A 20,169-nucleotide genomic window follows, 5' to 3' on the forward strand; every position below is an offset into this window, starting at 1 on the left:
ACCGGCGGCGATGCCGGCTAGGATGACCAGCCAGAAGCCGGGCATCTTCATGACGTCGGGAGGCGGGTTCATGCCGAAGACCGCGACCAGGGTGGCGAGCGGGAAAAAGAAAGCGACCAGGCGGTTCAGCTTGCGGGCCTCGAGGTTCGCCTGATGGGCGAAGCGGGCCTGTTCCTCGGTGTTCTCGGCGAGCGAGAATTCCATCCCGGCCTTGGCGTCGCCGGAGGCCAGGTCGATGGCGCGCTCGAGGTCGACCGCGCGGTCGCGCAGGTTGATCAGGCGGCGCTCGTCGGGACGGGCCTGGCGGGCGGCCTGCATGACGTTCATCAGGTTGCGGGTCGCCCGCAGCAGCGGGTTCACGTGTTTCATGACCTCGAAGTACTCGCGCGGGGTCTTGGCCGCCTCCACAGCGAGGTCGAGGGCGTGGATGTTCTTCTGGTAGGTGTCGAGGTGGGCCTCGAGTGCGGCCAGTCCGCCGCCCTCGGGATAGCTTTTCCAGGTGCCGTCGGGCTGGCCCCACAGCAGCACCGGCTTGCGGACCTCGTTGTCCTCGGGCTCGGGCGACTGGTGGAGGATGAGAAGGAGGTGGCCGTCCTCATCCATCAGGCGCTGGCGGCCGGCGGCGTCGCCGAGGCGCTTGCGGATGGATTCGGGGAGGTCCCAGGACTTGGGAATGAAGGGTGGGCGTTTGCTTTCCACGTCCTCCGTCTAGCGGGCGCCCGGATGCCCGGCAAGGTCACGGCCGTTCGGAACCAGTGCGGATTTTCCCACGGCGGGGACGGCGGCTTTATGAGAAGAACGTATCCTCGTGCCGGTAGGGCGGGGCGCAGCAGCAGAGGAAGCGCAGCGGCTCCCGGGCGGAAATCTGGTGCCAGGCGCCGGCGGGGATGAGGATGGCATCGCCGGGGCCGACCTCGCGGGTCTCGCCGTCGATTTCCATCAGCCCGCTGCCCTCGAGCAGGAAGTAGAACTCTTCGCTGTCCTTGTGCCAGTGGCGCTGGGTCGAACCGCCGGCCGGGATGGTGGCTTCGGCGAGGCTCTGGTTTTTCACCGGCGCGTTGGCCGAGTCGAGGATGCTGCGGATGGTCGAGCCGTCCTTGGTGGTGAAGGGCGGCTGGGCGTCGAGGGCGCGGATCTCCATGCCGCGGACTGTGCCGGATCAGTCGCCGAGAAACACGAACTCTTCCGCCATTTTGTTCAGCGACCGGCGCGCGACCGGCAGCATTTCGGAGAGCTCGCCAAAGAGCCGGCGCGGCGCGTCGTGCGGGGCGCTGCGGCTGTCGGCAGCGTCGCGGAAGGCGCGGCGGGCGAAATCCTCGTAAAACTCGACGCCGGGGGCCCCGCGCCGTTGGCAGCGCCGGATCAGGAAGCCGGGGAACATGCCGGTGAGGACCAGGAACTGGTTGGCGGCCTCCAGTTGCAGGTGAAAGCGCAGCCGGCCCTGGGCCGAGTCGAGAATGGCGACGAAATCGGCGGCGTGGGTCAGTCCCGCCGGCAAGCTGCGCAAGGGATCGCCGGTATTGCTGGCCAAGCGCTGGGTCATCACCCCGGCCACGTAGTCGGCGAGACCGGGGTCGGGGATGCCGGACTCCAGGAACGAGTGCCGGACCAGCACGTAGAAATAGAACGAGGGCGAGACCCCGAGGGCCGAGGGGGAGTCGATCAGCGCCCGCAGGACCTCTTTCAGGTCGAGCATCTCCCGCAGCGCCTCCGGATCCTCCCACAGCGTCCAGAGGTGCTGTTTTTCGCCGCCGGGGGCGAGGACACTGCTGAGAAACAGGAAATCCGCCGAGGTGAAGCGGTCGCGGCTTGATGGGACCCAAGTGCTCATCCTGTCGTCCCCGATAGCAAATCCGAGGCCTAAATGGCGACAAAAAACTAAACTTCTCCTAACAAGATCGGCGGAATCCCCTGATTTTACTGAAAATACCTCTTGACGGAAATTTGCCATTTGGGCTTGCCGCGTGCTTTCCCTCCGATTATGCGGCCGCCCGCTTCGTGCTGTGCGCGACGCGGAACACCGAGAAGTAACCATGACACGGAACACAAAATCCGTGGCCCTGGCCATAGCCGGAGCCCTATTGCTGCCTTCCTGCGCCACGCAGGCCACCGCGTCGAGCCGCTCAAAGGCGGGTCAGACCGAGTGGAAAGTCTCCTCCGTCCAGACGGGGAAGGCCTCCTGGTATGGAGTCCGCTGCAACGGCGGAACCCAGACCGCCAGCGGCGAACGTCTCAGCAACGGTGCTGCGACCGCCGCGCACAAGACCCTGCCGATGGGAACCAAGGTCCGTGTGACCAACCTTTCCAACGGCAAGTCCGAAGTCGTCCGGATCAACGACCGGGGTCCCTACAAGAAGGGCCGCGTGATTGATGTGACCGAGGGCGTCGCCCAGCGGCTCGGATTCTTTTCCCGGGGCGTGGTTCCCGTGAAAGTCGAGGTCCTCAAGAAGGAGGGGAACTGACCCGAATCCGGGTTCACGATCATTTCCGTCCCTCTGCCGGCTTTCCGGCAGGGGGATTTTTTTGGCCGGATGGTCCAACCTCCCGCCGGGGAGATCCCCGAGGGAGATCGGCACGACCGGCGGGTGGTTGGACGGGGCGGGCCCGAAGGCCCAGGTTCTCCCCCCAGAGAACACCCTGGCCATGGCAGTCTTCGTGCCAAGGGACGATGCATAACCACCACCTGTTGGTTTTGAATGGCATGCGCTCGACAATCGGTGCCGGGACGATGCCTGTATGCACGCAAGTCCTGCACGAAGTTCAGAGTGCCCTGAAGGGTTTGCAGGGTGGCTGAGAAAGTGAGCCGCCACCCGCACCGCCGGGGTGGAAGTTTCAGGTGAGAAACTGCCAAGCCCCGACGGGTTGGTAGTGTCGCAGGACGGCACCATCAAAACCCTCGTTCCCCCCCCGGAGAACTCAGGTTGTGGACTTCCGCCCTGCCAAAGATACGGACAGTGCCATGTGCACGGATGTTCAATGAAAGGGGTAATTGTTACCAATTCGCGCGCTTTGACGCCGGCGACACCATGGATTTGGCGGTAGCGGCGGTGCTCCGGGGTCTCACTTCAAGCCGTGGCGGGCGAGGAGGTTGTACACCGAGCGTTCAGAGATCCCGAGCTCGCGCGCGGTCCGGGCCTTGTTGCCGCCGCTGCGGCGGTAGGTGGCGATGAAGGCGTCGCGCTCGACCTCATGGAGGGTAAGCGGGCGGCTGCCGGCTCCTGGAGAGCCCCTCTCGGCGCGGGCCGCCAGAAAGGGTAGCACGTCCCGCTCGGAGATCGCCTGGCCTTCGGCAAAAGCGGTGGCCCGCTCGAGCAGGTTCTCAAGCTGGCGGATATTGCCCGGCCAATCATAGTTTTGGAAGGCACCCAGGGCACCGGGGGTGAGCGTCCAGGGTGCGACCCCCCGCCGGGCGGCGATCCGGCCCAGCAATGCGCCGGTCAGGGCCGGTAGGTCGACGAGCCGATCGCGCAACGGGGGAATGCTCAACTCGATGATATTGAGTCGGTAATAAAGATCTTCTCGAAAGCTTCCGGACTCGACCCGGGCGGCGAGGCTGGAATTGGTGGCGGCGATCACCCGCGCATCGGTGCGCAGGCTTTTGCTGCCGCCCAAACGGAAGAATTCGCGGTCCTGGAGGACATTGAGAAGCTTCGGCTGGAGCTCGAGCGGAAGATCGCCGATCTCGTCCAGCAGCAGGGTGCCCTTCGCAGCTTGCTCGAAGCGGCCGACGCGGGTGTTGGCAGCTCCGGTGAAAGCGCCTTTTTCATGCCCGAAAAGCTCGGACTCCAGCAGGTCGCGGGGCAACGCGGGGCAGCTGACGGTGACGAAGGGTTCGGCGGCGCGCGGGCTCAGGCGGTGGATCTCGCGGGCAATGAAAGTCTTGCCGGTGCCACTTTCCCCGGTGAGCAGGATGGTGCTGTCGAGTCGGGCGGCGATCCGCACGCGGCGGATCAATTCGGTGATCGCCGGGCTGGCACTTTTCATCCAGTCGGATTGCGGTCCGGCTGCGGCGACGGCGGGCGCGGGGATTTTGCGGGTGCTGCGCAAGAGGTCGAAGAGGCGACGGAGTTCGAAGGGCTTGGTCAGGTAGTCGGCCGCGCCGGCTCGCAGGGCCCTGACCGCGGTCTCGGCGTCGTTGAGACCGGTCAGCATGACTACCGGCAATTCGGGGTGCCGGGCGCGCATTTGCTCGAGCAGGCGGATGCCGTCGATGTCCGGCAAGCCGTGGTCGAGGATCACGGCCTCGATCCGCGAATCGAGCGCTTCCAGGGCGCCCTGGCCGCAGTCGGCGGCAGCAGGGGTCCAGCCGTGGTCCTTCGCCGCGAGCACCAGCAGGCGCTGGATCGTCTCGTCATCGTCAACGATCAGCAGGTTCGGGTGAGCGTCGGGCGGCGCGGGCATCACGGAGTGCCGACCCTAGGAGGGGTGGCGGAACGAAGGCGAGATCTAACGGGTTTTGTAACCGGGGGGAGGGGTGTCGTGACCTGATGATGAACGGGTTGAGGTCTCCTCCTCGAGCAGGGTGAGCAATGTTTCGCTAGTGTAGGGCTTGGCGATGAACCGGACTTCACCGGCGTCGACGGGGCAGGACTCCCGGGTGGCAATGCCGCTGGTGGCGATGATCCTGACATCCGGATCGATCCGTCGGAGTTCGCGGATGGTCGAAGCCCCGTCGAGTCCGGGCATCATCATGTCGGTGATCACCGCGGCGATGTCCTGACGGTCGCGTTGGAACATTTCCACGGCTTCCCTGCCATCGGCCGCCAACAAGGCACGGTAGCCGAAGGACTCCAGGATCTGGCCGGTCACGCGCCGGACCGGCTCCTCGTCGTCAGCGACCAGGATGGTTTCGCCGCGACCCCTGGGAAGGTGGACCGCGGAGGGCGGTGCAGGGGAGTCAACCGGCTCCGGCCGGCAGGGAAGGAAGACGTCGAAGCGCGCGCCCTCGCCGGGAGGGCTTGCCGCGTGGATGGAGCCGCCGTGGCTGCGGATGATGGCGAGCGAGGTGGAAAGCCCGAGACCGGTGCCCTTGCCGATCGCCTTGGTGGTGAAGAACGGTTCGAAAATCCGGTCGAGGTTCTCGGCGCTGATGCCGGGACCGGTATCGGCGATGCGGAGGCGCAGGTAGGGACCGGCGTCCGGTCCGGTGCCCGGGACGGCGCCGGGTTCGGCAGTCTCGGCGGTGATCAAGATCCGGCCGCCGTCCCCCATGGCATCGCGGGCATTGACGCAGAGGTTGAGCAAGACCTGGTGGATCTGGGTGGGATCCGCCAGGACCGGGGGCAAGCCGGCGGAGATCCGGCTTTCGATCCCGATGTTCTTCGGGAAGGTGTCCCGGACGATCTTCAGCAGGTCGCCGATGGCGCGACCGGCGTGGACTTCAATGCGGCGCCCCTCGACGCCGCTGGCGAAAGACAGGACCTGGCCGACCATGTCCGCTCCTCGCTTTGCGCTGCTGGCAAGGGTGTCGAGGAGTTCGCGGCCGCGCTCGCTGGTGACTTCGGAGCGGAGCAGTTCGATCGACATGCTGACCGGTGCGAGGACGTTGTTGAGGTCGTGGGCGATGCCGCCGGCGAGGGTGCCGATGCTTTCCAGCCGCTGGGAACGGAGGACCTGCTGGTGGAGCTCCCGGTACTCGGTGACGTCGGTGTTGATGGTGAGGATGCTGTGCGGCCGGTCGTTGGCGTCTCGGAGCAGGGTCCAGCGGCTCTCGATCATGAGCTGCCTGCCGTTGCGGTCGACCTGGGCGAGTTCGCCCATCCACTCGCCGCTCTCAAGCACCGTCGCGTAGACCTTGTCGAACTCCGTGGTGTCGGCGTAGAGGAGTTCGCGGGCGGAGCGGCCCATGGCTTCGGTCGCGGTCCAGCCGTAGAGGCGCTCGGCGCTTTTGTTCCAGTAGCTGATCCGGTGATCGATGCCCCGCACCAGGATTGCGTCGCGGGCCTTGTCGAGCAGCGATGCCTGCTCGCGAATGCGGGCGTCGGCGACCTGGCGGTCGAGCTCGGAGGCGGCCCGAGCGGCGAAGATCGTGAGCGTGGAGCGCACCAGCTCGACGTCGCGGATCGGTTCGGAGAAGAACACCACCATGATTCCCGCGACCCCGTCGCGGTCGTGCAGGGGGATGCCGGCATAGGCGTGGATCCCGTAGACGACCAGCAGGTGGTCCGCGGGGAACAGCTCCTGGATGCCATCCGGGAAAATGCACAGGTTGCCCTCGCTGACATTCTCGCAAGGCGTGCCGGCGAGGCCGTAGCTGACGTTTTCCTCAAGCTGTCCGTTGAGAACGAAGGACACCGTGTCGATCGACGGCCCCGCGTGGTTCACCTTGCCGATCAAGCCGCCTTGGGCGCCCAGCACGGCGACCAGGTTCTTGACCAGCGAGTCGAAGAATTCGGTGCCGGTCCCGGACGAAACCGCCTGGGCCACCTTCAGCACCACGTCCTGGATCCGCTGATTGTCCATCTTGGCGCGGATGGTGCCGATGCCGAACGAGAGGCTGTCGGCGAGGTCCTGGAGCAACTTGATTTCCTCCGCACCGACGCTGATGACCTCGGGCCCGTACAAGCCGAGGATGCCGAACGTTCGTCCGCCATCCCGGAGCGGCAGGCAAATGACGCTGGCGAAGCCGTGCTTGCGGGCAAACCGGATCCAGTGGAAGAACCACGACTGGTCCCCGATGTCCTCGCAAACCGAGGCCGTGCCGCTGCGGATCGTGGTCCCGCCCGGGCCCTTGCCGGTGATGTGGTTTGCGTCCCACGACAGTTCGATCTCGTCGAGGTAGCAGGTGCCCGTCCCGGCGCTGGCCATCGGCTCGATCGATTTGCCGGCGTCGTCCCGGGCGTAACCGACCCAGGCCATGCGGTAGCCGCCGATGTCGACGGCAAGCCGGCAGATCTCGGTGAGCAAGCCGTTCTCGGTGGTCTCCCTGACCTGGGCCTCGTTGCAGGCGCTGAGCATCCTCAGCGCGCGGTTGAGGCGGGCCAGGTCCTGGTCGGCCTGTTTGCGTGTGGTCAGGTCGCTCATGCCGCCGACCATCCGCACCGCCCGGCCGTCCGGATCCCGGACCACGAAGCCGCGGTCGAGCACGCAGGCATAGCTGCCGTCGGCCCGCTGGAAGCGGTATTCCTCCGTCCAGTTCAGGACGGTGCCGGCGAGCACTTCCCGGATCCCGGTGCTCACCCGCGCGGCGTCGGCGGGATGAATCCGCTGCTTCCAGGCTGTGGAGGAGCAGTCGTCGCCGGCCGGAGGACGTCCGAAAAGCACCTCGAAGCCCTCGTTCCACCAAATCTCGTCGCTGTCGATGTCCCACTCCCAAACGGCGTCGTTGGTGGCGTTGGCGACGATTTCGAAGCGCTCCTGGATCTCGCGGACCGATGCTTCCGCCTGCCGGCGCTCCGCGGCCTCCAGTTCCAGCGAGACGACGTTGGCCACCGCGGCGACGAAAGTCTTCTCGTCGCCGGTCCAGCGGCGGGGAGCGCCGACATGTTCGCTGCACAGGACCCCCCGGATCTTGCCTTTGAACATGATCGGCGCGTCGATCATCGAAGTGATGCCGAGCGGCTCGAGATACGCCGTGGCGAAGCCGCGGGTCCGCGGGTCTTGGAGGGCGTCGTCGGCCGCGATCACGTCCATCCGCGCGAGCGCCCCGAAGTAGGCGGGGTGGTCCGCGGCGGCGAGGGCCATGCCCGACGAAAAGGTCCCGTCGTCCAGCCGGTAGAGGCAGCTGCAACGGATCGCGCTACGGGATTCGTCGTAGAGCCAGATGCCGACCCGGTCGACCCGCATGGCGCGGGCGTGGGCTTCGGTGATGCGCCGGAAGACCGCGGCCGAATCCGCGTTCTCCTCATAGGGAATGGAGGACAGGGCGATGAGCGAATTGCGCTGGCGGATGTAGCGCGATTCTTCCTCCGGGAGGGGCGATTCCGTCTGTTCACCGGCCACGGGCTCTGGCGCTCGACCCGCCACTAGTAAGGGTATTTGGTGCGGGACACTCTCAAGCGGGCGAAGCGTGAGGTGAATTCACCCGGTGCGGGGGTGTTGACGACGCCCACGTAGGTGCGGTCGGTGCCGGACTCCGCGGTCTTGGTGAAGCTAATGGTGGTTTCGGCGTCCGCTGGTGATTCCCAGGTTTCGCCGTCCTCCGAGAGCTCGAAGGCGTAAGTGAGGTTGCTGGAATTACTGACGAGGGTGTTGCCCCCCGACCACAAGGCCGATCCGACGGTAGGCAGACGGAACTTGAAGCGGTCGGCGGAGTTCGCTACCCCGGCTGCCGCCGGAGCCACGGGGAGTGCTTCCAGCCTGGCGGTGGTGGAACCAAGGGCGCTGTCGAGCAGGTCCGGGCGGCCGTTGGCGTTGAAGTCGAAGTCGTCGGTCGGGAAGGCAACGTAGCCCTTCGAATTCGTGGTCTGATAGAGGAGATACGGGCGTCCGCTGGAATCAAACTGGAAGCCGAGCAGGTCTGAACTGGCTCCAGAGAATGTAATCGGGTGGCCGGCAGCTACGAGATAGTCCACACCCGGCGCCGTTGGTTTCAGGTAGTGGACGTTCTTGGTAGTGTTGTTGTACCAAGCAACCCGTTGAATGCCATCGTCCGGTGAGATCGCGGCGTGAATGCTTCCGACCGCCAGCGTAGCTCCCAGGTTGTCTTCCACGGTTTGCCCTTCGCCATCACTTCCCGAACCCAGCCATCGCCGGAATTTCCACGAGGTTGCGGAGGGGTTTCCCCCGCTCCCAACATAGTAAACTCTGTCGGTATTGCCGATCCTTGTGCCGCAGAGAGGGACTTGAACAAATTGCTCCAAATCAACCAGGGGGTTGAAGTTCTTGTTCGTGACAAGAAGGAAGCCGTTGACCGTCGTCGGCTGAGCTCTTTTGAGGGTAGTGACTCCTGACTGGGTCAGGGTGAAATAGAGGTTTACGCTCGTGTCTGTCGCGGGGACGACCGCGGTCGAACTGACCGGGAATCCCAGGTTTGCGGTGTACTCAAGCGGAGGAAGGATCCAGGGATTCGCTCCGGTCCCGGATCTCCGTGCATATCCCAGGATGCTCCCACCCCTTACATAGGCAACGTGCAGCCGCTCGTTTCTCGTAAGATTGGCTGAGGCGGGCTCAAGTGCTGCGCTGATTGCCGTGTAGCCACCTCCGTAGTTGTCGATCGTCTCGACTGTGCCTGCGCCGTTGGGGCCAATGACCATCACCTTGAGCGATGCGGTTCCGTTCGGCGCGACGAGATATCCCCCGCCGTCTGACCTTGGAACATAAACTCCTTGGCCGCTGATCGACGCATTTGTGGCGTTGGCGTCGTCCCAAACAGGGGGGGTCGCGTTCAAAAACTTTTGTTTGGACGCATTTTTTACGATCAAGTTCGGCGAATTCGTGAGGTCCGGTCGAATGTACCAGCGGTTGGCGCCGGTACCTGCAGTGGGAAGCTGCTCGCTGTGCCAGGCTTCAGGGCTGAGGTCGGCCTGCACGCCGGCGATGCCGAGCATGGAGATCCACAGGGTGAGGTGCCACCATTTCATGGCGCAGCCCATGCCACGGGCCGGGCGGGAGTGCAAGGCCGGGGGCTTCAGATGGGACTTCCGGCCCGTGCGTGGAATCCCGGATGGCCGCTGGCCTTCTTGTCGGGACGGGCTCGCGTTTGGACCCGATCCATGGCTTGTCGACCCCTCGCGCCTGGCCATCCGTGCTTGAAACAAAGCAGCGTCGCCTCGATTGCGGCGCGGTTGGCCCGGACCGTCAGGTCCCGGCGGAGATGATCCGGTGGCTTTTCCGGAAGCTGGGAAAGGGTGGTGCACCGGGATCGGGCACACGTGCGCAACGTCACCCACGAGGTTATCTGCGGCGCATATGGATCGTGAACGTGCCGGTATCCGGATCATTGCTCAGGATCGTGATCTTTCCCGATTCCATGCCGGTGGCAGGAGCAGGAGCGTAGATCACGAAAGTCGTCGTTTCTCCAGGATTGAGGGCGTCCCGAAGCGGCTGTGCCACCACGTAGTCGCCGGTGGAAATGACTTCCAAGTCGGTCAGGAGTGCCTTGCCACGGTTGACGATCTTCACAAAGGCTCCCATGGCACCCGCCGGAATGGACAGGGATTTCCCGTTGGAAACTTTTTTCCCCTCCACGGTGACCTGCAGGTCTGGTTTGGGACCCTTGATTCGGAACACATGGACCATGCCTTGGCGGACCGTGTCGTGAGGGGCGACTTCTTCCCTCGCCTCCGAATCGGACACCATCAGGGTGTCGCCATGCATGGCGATTGCCACCGGTACCCAGCTGGTCGGGACGTCGATGCTTCCCGCGGGCTCCCAGCCGGCAGTGCCACGCTGGATGAGTTCGATGCGGCTGCCTCCGGACTCCGCGGAGTAAGAATGGATGGCCGCCAGGTCTCCTGACACGGCAATCCGCGATCCGAAGGCGCGGCTCCCCTCGGATGGCGGATCGATTCTCGCGTAGGGATAAGCCGAAACCCCGTTGACGGCATGGACGTACGTCGTGCCGAGGGCGGTCGAGTCGCCGGGCGCGGTGCGGCCGTTGGCGCCAATCCAAAGCATGCCGCCGGACATGGCGAGGCTTCCTCCGAAACCGTCGCCCGGGCGGGCGTCCGCAGCGGACAGGCGGGTGACGATCTCCCAGGATCCTCCTGACTCCTCAAACCCGTAGACGCGACCTGCGCGATTGGCGGGCAGCGCATGTCCCGGCGCGCCGACCCACGCCGTGGAATTCCGCTGGGACAAGGCGGCACCGAATTCCTCACCGGTGCCTCCTTCCCCTTTCAAGGTGTCCTCCAGCAACCATGATCCGTCCTTCTTCACGAAAACAAATACGCTTCCCTGGTGGCCCGATCCGTCCTCCATGCGGGGGGTGCCGATCAGGATCCGGTCTCCTGAAGTGACGGCATTCATGTCCACCCAATCGAACATTCCCGGACGAGGGACGTGCAGGCTGGCCTCGTGGTCCCATGCGGATCCCGAGTTGGCGAAAACTTCAATCGCCGGTGTTCCGCTGCCGAAATGGCGGGCATTGCGATCCGGAGATCCCACCACGACCCGGCCGGACCGTGCCGCGACCACCCCGCCGAAATTCGCCCACGCCCGCGGCTGTTCCGACATCAGCTTGTGCTCGAAATCCCAGCCGCGGGAGGAGCGTCGGAAAACATAGACCGAGCCGGTTTCCGGGCCATGGCCACTGCTGTCTCCCGGGGCACCGACAAAGGCCTTGTCGCCCCCGATGGCGATCGGTGCATTGAACAAGGCGTTGTCCCCGTTGAAGCCGGAGTTCATGGTTCCGGTTGGCTCCCAGCTCGTCGCGGTGCGTGAATACGTGAACACCAGGTCGGTGCTCACGAATTCCTCCTCCTGTGCTCCGACCACGAGGTTGCCGTTGGCGACGGCAAACGAGATCGGGAAGCTGATACCGTCCCTCGGAGGGGTGATCACCTGGCCTGCCGCTGTTTCGGAATCCAGATCGAACACGCGGATCGATCCATCTCCAGGTTGTGAAACGAACAGCTCGCTGCCAGCCAGAGCCACCCGACGCCCGAAGCCTTCACTCCCCGCAGGCTCGGGCGACTCGATTCGTTGGATGAAGTGCCATTCGGCCCCGTCGTTTTCAAACACGGCGACGGCACCCCCGCCGCCGGCGAGCGTGGCGCCCAGGATCACGCGATCTCCATCCAGGTCCAGCGACTCCCCGAAATGAGCGACACCAGGCGGGGACAAGTCCGCTTCTTTGATCCAAGTGCTTCCCTGGCGTCGGAAGACGAGAGTCGTCGCGACCCCGTCGCTCGCAACGGTCACATCTCCGTCCGTATCCAAGGCATAAGCACCGACATCTTCCGACTGGTGCAATTTCCAGCGGGTCCCATTTCGTTGGAAAAACCACAGCCTTCCCGCGCCGATGGAGATGGCGTTCTCCGGTCGTCCTCCGACGCACAGGGTATCGCCGGCTGCCGCGAGGCTGGTGGCAAAGGACTCGTTTTCCGCCGAAGCGGGAACCTTGAGCTTTGTTACCTTGGTCCATCCATTGCCGCCTCGCTCATAGACGAAGACCGCCCCGGTGTCGTCGCTGTCACGATAGAAGTAGCCGGGGGCGGTGACGAAAATCCGCCCGCTCGAGATGCTCACATCGCTTCCGAAACGCGCTTGCGACCAAGGCGCTCCCGATCGCGGCTTCTCTGGCGCACCGGGGCGCAAGCGGGAATCGAATGTCCATGCGCCATCGATCTTCCTGAAAACGTGGACCGACCCGCTGTTGCCATGGTCGTCGATATCATCGGGCACACCCAGCGCCGCATGGTCGTCCGAGACCGCGACCACCGAGGCAAACCGATCGGAGGCATCCATCAGGCCGTCGGGCCGGGGCTGCAGAGGTCGCCCCGCCCTCACCACCAGAGGATCGATCACCACCGGGAACCGCGCGCCCTCGGTTTGGACGACGATCTCGAAGCCCCCCGGCGACGGTTCCATCGTGGCTGCCAGGGTGACGCCCGCCGCATCCCAGGCTTTCAAATCGCGGTAGCCCATGACCACCTCGCCCGAATCATCCCGGAAGAGCAAGTCTCCCGGAGATTCCGGATCGACCCCGGTGACCATCCCATCAACGGACATGCCGATCCTCACCGCGTTGCCTTGCGCTCTCGATGCGGGCACCGTGAATCCTTGTTCCAGGCCGACCGGACGATTCTCCCACCACTCAACCAGGCCGTCCGGATGCCGGTATTCGACCCGTGACCCCGCCGCGGTCATGATCGCGTTCCCGGTGTCCATCAGGGAAAGCGCCAGTTCGCGTTCCCCGTCGGCGGTTTGGATCCGCCGCGCATCGTCCGCAAAACGGACCGCGAGCTGTTGCCCGGGATTGTAGGCGAAGTAGCGGGAACCGGAGTTGATCGTGAGCGCGGCTGAAGAGTCATCAAGTTCAGTTACCAGATGGCGTGCCTCGGAAAGTGCCTTGAACAACGAATCGTCCGCCTGGCCAACATGAAAATCGGTTCCGGCGGCGGATTCCCCGGTTGGATGGCGAGGAAGCTCGGAGTTGGTGTCCCGCCTGGACTCCGGAGATGATATTTTCCCTTTGGATCCAATCCCGAGCCAGAAAAGTCCGGTGAATCCCACCGCCAGGAAGGGAGCCAAGGATCTAACGTTTTTCATGTGGGCACGGTTTCCCTCTTTGGTGGAAACCGCGCAACTCCAAACGATGTCGGGGAACAGGGCCCGGCCGGGTTCACCGGTCGACCCGCGCCGAGCCGCCGCCGACCAGCTTCTTGACCTCGTCGACGGTGGCCATGGTGGTGTCGCCGGGGGTGGTCATCGCGAGGGCACCGTGGGCGGCGCCGTATTCGACGGCCATTTTGGGGTCGTTGAACTCCATGAAGCCGTAGGCGAGGCCGCTGGCGAAGGAGTCGCCGCCACCGACACGGTCGTAGATCTCGAGTTTCGGCCGGTGGGTGGCCTCGTGAAACTCGCCGTCGTGCCAGCAGATCGCGCCCCAGTCGTTGATGGTGGCGCTGTGGACGTCGCGCAGGGTGGTGGCGACGACCTGGAAGTTCGGGAAGTCCTCCACCGCGCGCTCGATCATGTTCTTGAAGCTGTCGATCTCCAGTCCGGTGATGTGTTCGCTGACACCTTCGACCTCGAAGCCGAGCGAGGCGGTGAAATCCTCCTCGTTGCCGATCATGACATCGACGTACTTCGCGATCTCGCGGTTCACCTCCTGGGCCTTGGCCTGGCCGCCGATCGACTTCCAGAGCGAAGGACGGTAGTTGAGGTCGTAGGAAACGATGGTGCCGTATTCCTTGGCCTTCTTGCAGGCCTCGATGGTGAGGTCGGCAGTGCTTTCGGAAAGCGCGGCGAAGATGCCGCCGGTGTGGAACCAGCGGGCGCCGCAGTTGCCGAAGACGTCGTCCCAATCGACATCGCCGGGCTTCATCTGGCTGGCGGCGGTGAGGCCGCGGTCGGGCGTGCCCTTGGCGCCGCGGATCCCGAAGCCGCGCTCGGTGAAATTGAGGCCGTTGCGGACCTCGCGGCCGATGCCGTCGAAGGGCTTCCACTGGATGAAGCGGGTATCGACGCCGCCCTGCAGGATGAAGTCCTCGATCAGCCGGCCGACATCGTTTTCGGCAAAGGCGGTGACCACGGCGGCGCGCTTGCCGAAGCAGCGGCGCAGTCCGCGGGCGACATTGTATTCGCCGCCGCCTTCCCAGGCTTGGAACTGGCGGGTGGTGCGGACGCGGCCGTCGCCGGGGTCGAGGCGGAGCATGATTTCGCCCAGCGAGACGATGTCGAACTGGCAGGAGGCGGGAGCGCGGAGGGTCAAGGACATGGTGGTGGAAATGACGAATGTGGAGTTCTCGAATGACGGAATTATTCGTCGGAGGGGATGACGCCGTTGGCGCAGGCGATCGGGCCGCTGCCTGAGAGGAAATTCAAGAGATTATCGAGGGCCTTCTTGGCCTGCCTCGGAACGCTTTCGAAGGTGCGTGATCCGATGTGGGCGGTGACGATCACTTTCGGGTGGCTGAGCAGCGGATGATCGGCCGGCGGGGGCTCCTGTTCCATGACGTCGGTGGCGTAGCCGGCGAGTTGACCGGAATCGAGGGCGTCGAGGATGGCCGCGGAATCCGCCAGTTCGCCGCGACCCGTGTTCACCAGGTAGGAACCCGGGGGCATCAAGGCCAAGCGCTCGCGATTGATCAGGTGGTGGGTGTCCGCGGTGAGTTTGGTGTGCGGGCTGATGATATCGACCGAGGTGAAGAGCGATTCCATCGACTCGTGACGGATCACGCCATATTGGGCGGCGATGTCTTCGGGCCAGTAATTCCCGAAACCGTGGATTTCCATGTCGAATCCATGGGCCCGGCGGGCCACTTCCTGGCCGATGCGACCCATGCCGATCAGGCCGATCCGTTTGCGCCAGAGTTCGTGGCCGGTGATCCGGAGCCAGTTGCCCTGACGGGTCGCATTGACCGTCTCGACCAGATTCTTCTGCATCGCCAGCAGCAGGCAGAAGGTATGTTCGGCCACCGTCGTGTGATTGACGCCGGGCGTGAAGAGCACGGGGATTCCCAACTCCTTGGTGGTGGCGACATCAATCTTGTCGAGGCCGATGCCGTATTTCGAAATAACTTTCAGGCGAGGCAGGCTCTTCTCGATCACGGCGCGGGTGATGGCGTCGTCGCCGCATAGGAAGGCGTCGAATTCCCCCGCCAGCTCCAGCATCCGCGCCTCGCTCAAGGGGCCGCGCTCCCGGACGACCTCAAATCCTTGGTTTTCAAGCTGCGAGTGGTGGGGGCCCGGGGTGTCTTGGAAGCTGCAGGTGGTGAGTAGGACGCGGGTCGGCATGGCGTGTGGGGGTCAAGCTGGGGTGGGGAAAGCTGTCATACAAGTCGGAATTCTGGCATTCCGCAGCAACGTTTTCCGGGATGTTTGCGGGTTGGATCGTGTGAAATTTCGATGAATGTCATTTTGTGGAATTGAGTCAAAGGTGATACATAGGCGATACGGACTTGTATCCCGTTGCTCCGATTGATCAACTGACCACCGATGAAGGCGTTTCCTCCTCCCCGCCTGTTAGCCGTTTCCATGACCATAATGCTGGCCCTGCCAGGCTGCCGGAAGAATTCCGAGGCCCGGACGGATCCCGCATGGTGGACCTTGGAAACGGAGAGGCTTGAATTGGCCCAAAAGGTCGAGCTCCTCAAAGTGAAGCTCTCCAAGGTCGAGAATCGTCATCAGGACGTCGACGGCATGGTGGCCGAGCTCAAACAGGAAACCGATCGCCGGGCCCGTCTGGAAGATCAGGTGGCTGCCTTGAGCGCCGAGGTCGCGGAGCTTTCCAGCTGCTTCAAGCGCGATCGCGAGGAGTGGATCCGGGTGGCGCGCGGCAAGGCGATGGGGCGCACCTTCGCCACCTTCAGCGGGGCGGGGGGCAAGACTTATCAAGATGTCGAAATCACCGCGATCACCGACATTGGTGTCGAATTCAAGCACGCCACGGGCAGTGCACGGCTGGCTGCGACCGATCTGACCTGGGAACAGCAGGCCGAGTTCGGCGTGGATCCGCGGGAAGCGCAGGAAGCGCTGGTGGCAGAGCGCGAGAATGCCAAGGCCTATGGCAGCTGGGTCGACAATCGTGTGGCCAGTGCGATGGCGAAGAAAGAGGCGGCCGAGGCCGCCCGTGTGGCGGCGGCACCTGTCAAGGTGCGCCCCCAGCCGGTGGTGGCATCGACCAGCAGCAGCTCGAGTGGCAGCCGCTTGCGCGATCAGGCCCGGAGTTTCGGCCGCGGCAATACCATCTGGTATCCCTCTTATACCCGGGTCCGCTATCCCTATGGCTACGGCGTCTCCTACGGATCGCGTTCGTATTCCGCCGTGCGCGTGCCCAGCTCGAGCTGGAGCTTCACTCCCAGCCGTACCAATTGCTACACCCGCCCGCCGGTGGTGAAACCCCGGTCCTCCTCCTTCTACAACACCCCATGAATCCTTGTATTTCACGATACGTCCGCCCCTTGGGCGCGGCGCTCCTTTGTCTGGCTGTCAGTTCCTGCGGCGATGATCCCGCATTGGTGAGCAAGCGGGAACAACAGCGGGCCGAGATCGCCAAGTTGGAAGGCGAGCTTGCCATTCTCCAGGAGCGAATGGAGCAGATGCCCAGGGATCGCAGCGATGAAGTCCGGGAGTTGAAGGCAAAAGCCGGGGAAAACCAGAAGGAGATCGCCTCTCTCGAGGAGGAGATCGCCGACCTCGAGCAAGAGAAGGCCCGGATTGAAAGGGAGCACGAAGCCTATCGCAGGAAGTACGTGGCCAACTGAACCGATAAATCGAACCTGACGATTCCATGGGATTCACTGATCTCCTTAGCAGCAGCCGCGGACCTGGCGTCATCGGCACCTTGCTGGCTCTCCTCGTGCTGGTTGGCTTTGGCACCCTCTACTTTTTCGTCTTCGACAAGGGGATGCAGGGGGGGGACATGACCATCGAAGGCATGATCCGCCAGCAGGATCAAGCTATCGACACCCTCAAGATCCAGATCGAAAACAGCAATACCCGCCTGGAAGAAGCCAAGGTCGCGAAAGTGATCGGGAAAGAGGCGGATGAACTGAAGAATCGGGCCGACATCGACGAGGCCCGGATTTCCGAATTGCTCTCCACCAAGTCGGAAGCCGAGGCGGCGATTGTCGCCGCCACGGAAGACTGGGAGAAATACAAGGAGCAGTACCGCCAGTCCGAGTGGGCCAAGGCGCAAGGCGAGGAGCTTGGCGAGGTCAGGACCGTCAGCGGCGAGGTTTACACCAAGGTGGCCATCACCGGGGTCGATCACACCGGCATGAAGGTCTCCTACTCCGGAGGGCTGAAGACCATCCCGCCGAAAGAGCTGCCTGCCGATCTCTACGATCGTTTTCAGTTCAGCGAAGAAAAGACGGCGAAGGTGAAGAAGAAGATGGACGATGACTTCGGCGACCTGTCGAACAATGTGGAGATCGCCAGGCTCGCCAAGAAGGGCACCGAGAAGTTGAAAACGGTTCAGGATTTGAAGGAAGAAAACCTCCGTCTGGGCAACGAGATCAATCACTCGAAAATCGATCTTCCGCGCAAGCAGGCGGCCGTGGACCGGTTCCGGATGGCCTACGTCAACGAGAAGAACAAGAAGGGGGGCGTCAGCAAGGCTCCCCAGATGCAGGTGCAGCTCCGCACCATGGAACGTGCGCTCAGCGATGCACGGCGGGCGATTCCCGACAAGCAGCGCCAGTTGGGTGACAACAAGCGCAAGATTGAATCCCTGAGTCGCGAAGTCGACGAGATCAAAGACGAGATCGCACAGATCAAGAAGGATCTGGCGAGCAAAAATCAAGGGGCTCCCCAGCCTTGAACTGATGTTGGAAGATTCAAACGAGTCGTCGGGCATTGTCGGAATGCTCGTCGGGCTGATTGTTCTCGTTCTTGCGGGGGCGTTCTTCTCGCTGGTGATCGACAAGCGCTTCAAGCTCTCGAGCAGCCGCGTGTCGGTGGAAGAGGATGTGGCGAAGGAGGCCTTGGTTGTGGAATCCCTGCGCGATGAGCTCTCGCTCAAGCGCGAACGGTGGGAGAAGGCGACGGCCCCCCTGGAGGGGCAGCCGGCAGCCCTTGCGGAATGGTCGGCGAGGGCCGCGGCAACGTCGGAGCGTCTGCCGGACTTGCGTGAGCGTCGTGACGGGCTGGAGAATGAAGTCGAGGCCGCGACCAAGGCGTACCTCGACTACCGGAATAGCTATCGCGCCCAGGTCCGCGGTGATGCCGCGGGTGAGAAGCTGGTCAGGCTGGAAACCGTGGGAGGAAAAGTCTATTCCGATGTCTCCATCCGCCGGGTGACCTCGGCCGGGATCGAATTCACCCATGCCCACGGCCCGGCCCGGCTGTTGCCGAAGGATCTGGGTCCTGAATGGAACGAGCGGTTCCAGTGGGATCAGGAGGAAGTCGAAATGGTTCTCGAGCAGGAGCGCCGGCGCGAGGAGATGCATCGCAAGGCGATTGAAAGATCGCGCGAAAGATCGGCCCCGCAAGAGCCGCCGGCCAAGCGTGCCCCCGGGAAAAAGCCGGCCGCGGGCGCTTCGAACCTGAGATTGGCGGGATTGAGGGACGAGGTCATCGCGGCGCGAAGCCTCATGGACCAAGCGGCGGACGAACTCTCACGGGCTCGGATGGAAGCCCTGAACAGCCGGGGTCGTTCGGTGCCGGGCAGTCTCGAGACCTGGGAATCGAAAATCAGCCAGCTTCAGGGTAACTACGACAAGCGCCGCAGGGGTTATGACTCCGCCTGCGGCCGGCTTGCCACGGTGGCGCCGAAGGATGCCTTGCTGCGCCGTGAACCGGCGCCCTGACCCGCGTCAGGCGAGCACCAGCCGGGAGTCCGACTCCAGCTTGGCGGTGAGGGTATCCCAGCCTCCGAAGCGCTGGAGATTGAACACCCGCAGGTAAAGCGTGACCAGTTTGGGATCGTGGGAGGCCAGCAGGGCATCGACCGCCTCATCGAGCTTGGCGGCTTCCAGTTCGGTGGGCAGCTCGCCGGTGACCGAACCCTTGCCGTCGTGCTCGAGGCCGATGACGTCGCAGAACTTCGCGAGCATCTCTTGATTTCCTGCCATGAACCAGGCTTGCAGGATGTGCTCGCCGATCGTGTCGGCAGCCTTGCTCTTCAGGGTCTTCAGGATCCAGGCGTATTGCTCCGGGAGCGGCTTCTTCTGGATGAAAACGGGACGCAGCTTGCGGCTCTGGGCGAGGGTGGCGACGGCGGACTTGTAGACGTTGCGGTCGTTGTCGCGGAACCAGTCGAGCATCTGGGTGACAACGGCGGGATCAACGGCGGTGTAGAGTTCGTGGGCTTTCACGGTCGGGAAATTGGCTGCGCCGACTCCAAGCGATGGCGCTGGAAATGCCAAATGCCAATTTGCCGTCGCGGGAACAATCTTGGCTCCGCTTGCGAGCCGTGACTGCGGGTTGAATGTTCGAAGGATCCTGCGAGGATCAAGCGTTCCCCTTGATTGATCATGTCCGCTCACCCTGAACTTTGGAAGACCCTGCGATGGGTTGTGTTCTCCGCCACGCTCCTGCTGCTCGCCTGGCTCGCGATTCGCGGGATGGAAAGGAGCGTCGGCAGCACCGTCGGGGGCCTCGAGCAGGTTCTGGGGGCGATCACCCAGTCCGACACCCGCATCGTCGAGGGGCGGGCGGAGATCAGTGAATCGCGCGAGATTTCCGAGCTGGCGCTGGTGGAGATGAAGATGTCCGCCACCCGCAGCTTCGAGAACGAGGCCTATTTGTTGCGCTATCTGCCGGCGGGGACGAAGCAGCTGATCGTCCGCGGGGAGTACCGGGTGACGGCCGGTTACAAGCTGGAACCCGGGGTTTCCCTGGCAATGGAGGGCGGGGTGCCGCTGGCGAGGTTTCCCGAGCCGCGGATCCTCGCCGTGGAGCTCATCGACTACCAGGCCCTGAGCGAAAAGGACGGCTGGGCCAATGAAGTGAAACCGGAAGACCGGGCGCAGCTGCTGCGCGAGTTGCGACAGCAGATGCGCCTGGAAGCCCAGCGCAGCGGTGTGCTGGAGATCGTCGAGTCGACGCTCCGCACACGGCTGCGGGACTTGCTGGGTGCCGGGAACGTGAAGGTCGAACGAATCCCGGAATAAGAGGGCT

Annotated in this window: 16 protein-coding genes; 6 read left to right on the top strand and 10 right to left on the bottom strand. The window is 63.9% G+C overall.

What is annotated here, in order from left to right:
- The 3 genes from IG178_RS00330 to IG178_RS00340 all read right to left on the bottom strand — a co-directional run.
- The coding region (locus tag IG178_RS00330) for a magnesium transporter CorA family protein (protein WP_193210491.1) at window positions 1-699 on the bottom strand (699 nt) is incomplete at its 3' end.
- An 88-nt stretch (window positions 700-787) separates the two neighbouring features.
- On the bottom strand, window positions 788-1,141 hold the full coding sequence (locus tag IG178_RS00335; RefSeq protein ID WP_193210492.1) for a cupin domain-containing protein: 354 nt from the start codon (window positions 1,139-1,141) through the stop codon (window positions 788-790).
- A gap of 18 nt (window positions 1,142-1,159) precedes the next feature.
- Window positions 1,160-1,831, bottom strand: coding sequence for a hypothetical protein (locus IG178_RS00340; RefSeq protein WP_193210493.1), 672 nt, complete (start codon window positions 1,829-1,831; stop codon window positions 1,160-1,162).
- Between the two features lie 223 nt (window positions 1,832-2,054).
- On the opposite strand from IG178_RS00340, the gene IG178_RS00345 reads away from it, so the two are divergent.
- Window positions 2,055-2,462, top strand: a complete 408-nt coding sequence (locus IG178_RS00345) for a septal ring lytic transglycosylase RlpA family protein (protein WP_343225899.1) — start codon at window positions 2,055-2,057, stop codon at window positions 2,460-2,462.
- 598 nt (window positions 2,463-3,060) lie between these two features.
- Here the strand turns inward: IG178_RS00345 and IG178_RS00350 are convergent.
- The 6 genes from IG178_RS00350 to IG178_RS00375 form a co-directional block, all read right to left on the bottom strand.
- Entirely contained in the window at window positions 3,061-4,401 is a 1,341-nt protein-coding gene (locus tag IG178_RS00350; protein WP_226894609.1) for a sigma-54-dependent transcriptional regulator, read from the bottom strand.
- Window positions 4,402-4,446: 45 nt separating this feature from the next.
- A complete protein-coding gene (locus IG178_RS00355) occupies window positions 4,447-7,941 on the bottom strand; it encodes a GAF domain-containing protein (RefSeq protein WP_193210496.1) in 3,495 nt (1,164 codons plus the stop codon).
- A 23-nt stretch (window positions 7,942-7,964) separates the two neighbouring features.
- Window positions 7,965-9,521, bottom strand: coding sequence for a hypothetical protein (locus IG178_RS00360; protein ID WP_193210497.1), 1,557 nt, complete (start codon window positions 9,519-9,521; stop codon window positions 7,965-7,967).
- Between the two features lie 313 nt (window positions 9,522-9,834).
- Window positions 9,835-12,960: a hypothetical protein gene (locus tag IG178_RS00365; protein ID WP_193210498.1), complete on the bottom strand. Its 3,126-nt coding sequence runs from the start codon at window positions 12,958-12,960 to the stop codon at window positions 9,835-9,837.
- 265 nt (window positions 12,961-13,225) lie between these two features.
- A complete protein-coding gene (locus tag IG178_RS00370) occupies window positions 13,226-14,323 on the bottom strand; it encodes a sugar kinase (RefSeq protein ID WP_193210499.1) in 1,098 nt (365 codons plus the stop codon).
- A gap of 41 nt (window positions 14,324-14,364) precedes the next feature.
- Window positions 14,365-15,342 (bottom strand): phosphoglycerate dehydrogenase, encoded by a 978-nt coding sequence (locus IG178_RS00375; protein WP_193210500.1) that lies wholly within the window; start codon window positions 15,340-15,342, stop codon window positions 14,365-14,367.
- Window positions 15,343-15,582: 240 nt separating this feature from the next.
- Between IG178_RS00375 and IG178_RS00380 the strand changes: the two genes are divergently transcribed.
- From IG178_RS00380 to IG178_RS00395, 4 genes are read left to right on the top strand one after another with little or no spacing between them, the layout of a single operon-like run.
- Entirely contained in the window at window positions 15,583-16,479 is an 897-nt protein-coding gene (locus IG178_RS00380; RefSeq protein ID WP_193210501.1) for a hypothetical protein, read from the top strand.
- A complete protein-coding gene (locus IG178_RS00385; RefSeq protein WP_193210502.1) occupies window positions 16,476-16,811 on the top strand; it encodes a hypothetical protein in 336 nt (111 codons plus the stop codon). Before IG178_RS00380 ends, IG178_RS00385 begins: the two co-directional genes overlap by 4 nt.
- 26 nt (window positions 16,812-16,837) lie before the next feature.
- Window positions 16,838-17,869, top strand: coding sequence for a coiled-coil domain-containing protein (locus tag IG178_RS00390; protein WP_193210503.1), 1,032 nt, complete (start codon window positions 16,838-16,840; stop codon window positions 17,867-17,869).
- Between the two features lie 4 nt (window positions 17,870-17,873).
- Window positions 17,874-18,857, top strand: a complete 984-nt coding sequence (locus IG178_RS00395; protein WP_193210504.1) for a hypothetical protein — start codon at window positions 17,874-17,876, stop codon at window positions 18,855-18,857.
- Window positions 18,858-18,863: 6 nt separating this feature from the next.
- On the opposite strand, the gene IG178_RS00400 is transcribed toward IG178_RS00395, so the two are convergent.
- A complete protein-coding gene (locus IG178_RS00400) occupies window positions 18,864-19,364 on the bottom strand; it encodes a hypothetical protein (protein WP_193210505.1) in 501 nt (166 codons plus the stop codon).
- Between the two features lie 159 nt (window positions 19,365-19,523).
- Between IG178_RS00400 and IG178_RS00405 the strand changes: the two genes are divergently transcribed.
- Window positions 19,524-20,162, top strand: a complete 639-nt coding sequence (locus IG178_RS00405) for a DUF4230 domain-containing protein (RefSeq protein ID WP_193210506.1) — start codon at window positions 19,524-19,526, stop codon at window positions 20,160-20,162.
- The last annotated feature ends 7 nt before the right edge of the window (window positions 20,163-20,169 follow it).

The sequence above is a fragment of the Neoluteolibacter marinus genome (genome assembly GCF_014904755.1).
GTDB lineage: Bacteria > Verrucomicrobiota > Verrucomicrobiia > Verrucomicrobiales > Akkermansiaceae > Haloferula > Haloferula marina.

Bases quoted from the DNA above. Each gene is read 5' to 3' on its own strand.
- IG178_RS00340 (WP_193210493.1), bottom strand. From the start codon at position 1,831: ATGAGCACTTGGGTCCCATCAAGCCGCGACCGCTTCACCTCGGCGGAT.
- IG178_RS00335 (WP_193210492.1), bottom strand. From the start codon at position 1,141: ATGGAGATCCGCGCCCTCGACGCCCAGCCGCCCTTCACCACCAAGGAC.
- IG178_RS00385 (WP_193210502.1), top strand. From the start codon at position 16,476: ATGAATCCTTGTATTTCACGATACGTCCGCCCCTTGGGCGCGGCGCTC.
- IG178_RS00375 (WP_193210500.1), bottom strand. From the start codon at position 15,342: ATGCCGACCCGCGTCCTACTCACCACCTGCAGCTTCCAAGACACCCCG.
- IG178_RS00395 (WP_193210504.1), top strand. From the start codon at position 17,874: ATGTTGGAAGATTCAAACGAGTCGTCGGGCATTGTCGGAATGCTCGTC.
- IG178_RS00370 (WP_193210499.1), bottom strand. From the start codon at position 14,323: ATGTCCTTGACCCTCCGCGCTCCCGCCTCCTGCCAGTTCGACATCGTC.
- IG178_RS00360 (WP_193210497.1), bottom strand. From the start codon at position 9,521: ATGAAATGGTGGCACCTCACCCTGTGGATCTCCATGCTCGGCATCGCC.
- IG178_RS00380 (WP_193210501.1), top strand. From the start codon at position 15,583: ATGACCATAATGCTGGCCCTGCCAGGCTGCCGGAAGAATTCCGAGGCC.
- IG178_RS00350 (WP_226894609.1), bottom strand. From the start codon at position 4,401: ATGCCCGCGCCGCCCGACGCTCACCCGAACCTGCTGATCGTTGACGAT.
- IG178_RS00405 (WP_193210506.1), top strand. From the start codon at position 19,524: ATGTCCGCTCACCCTGAACTTTGGAAGACCCTGCGATGGGTTGTGTTC.
- IG178_RS00390 (WP_193210503.1), top strand. From the start codon at position 16,838: ATGGGATTCACTGATCTCCTTAGCAGCAGCCGCGGACCTGGCGTCATC.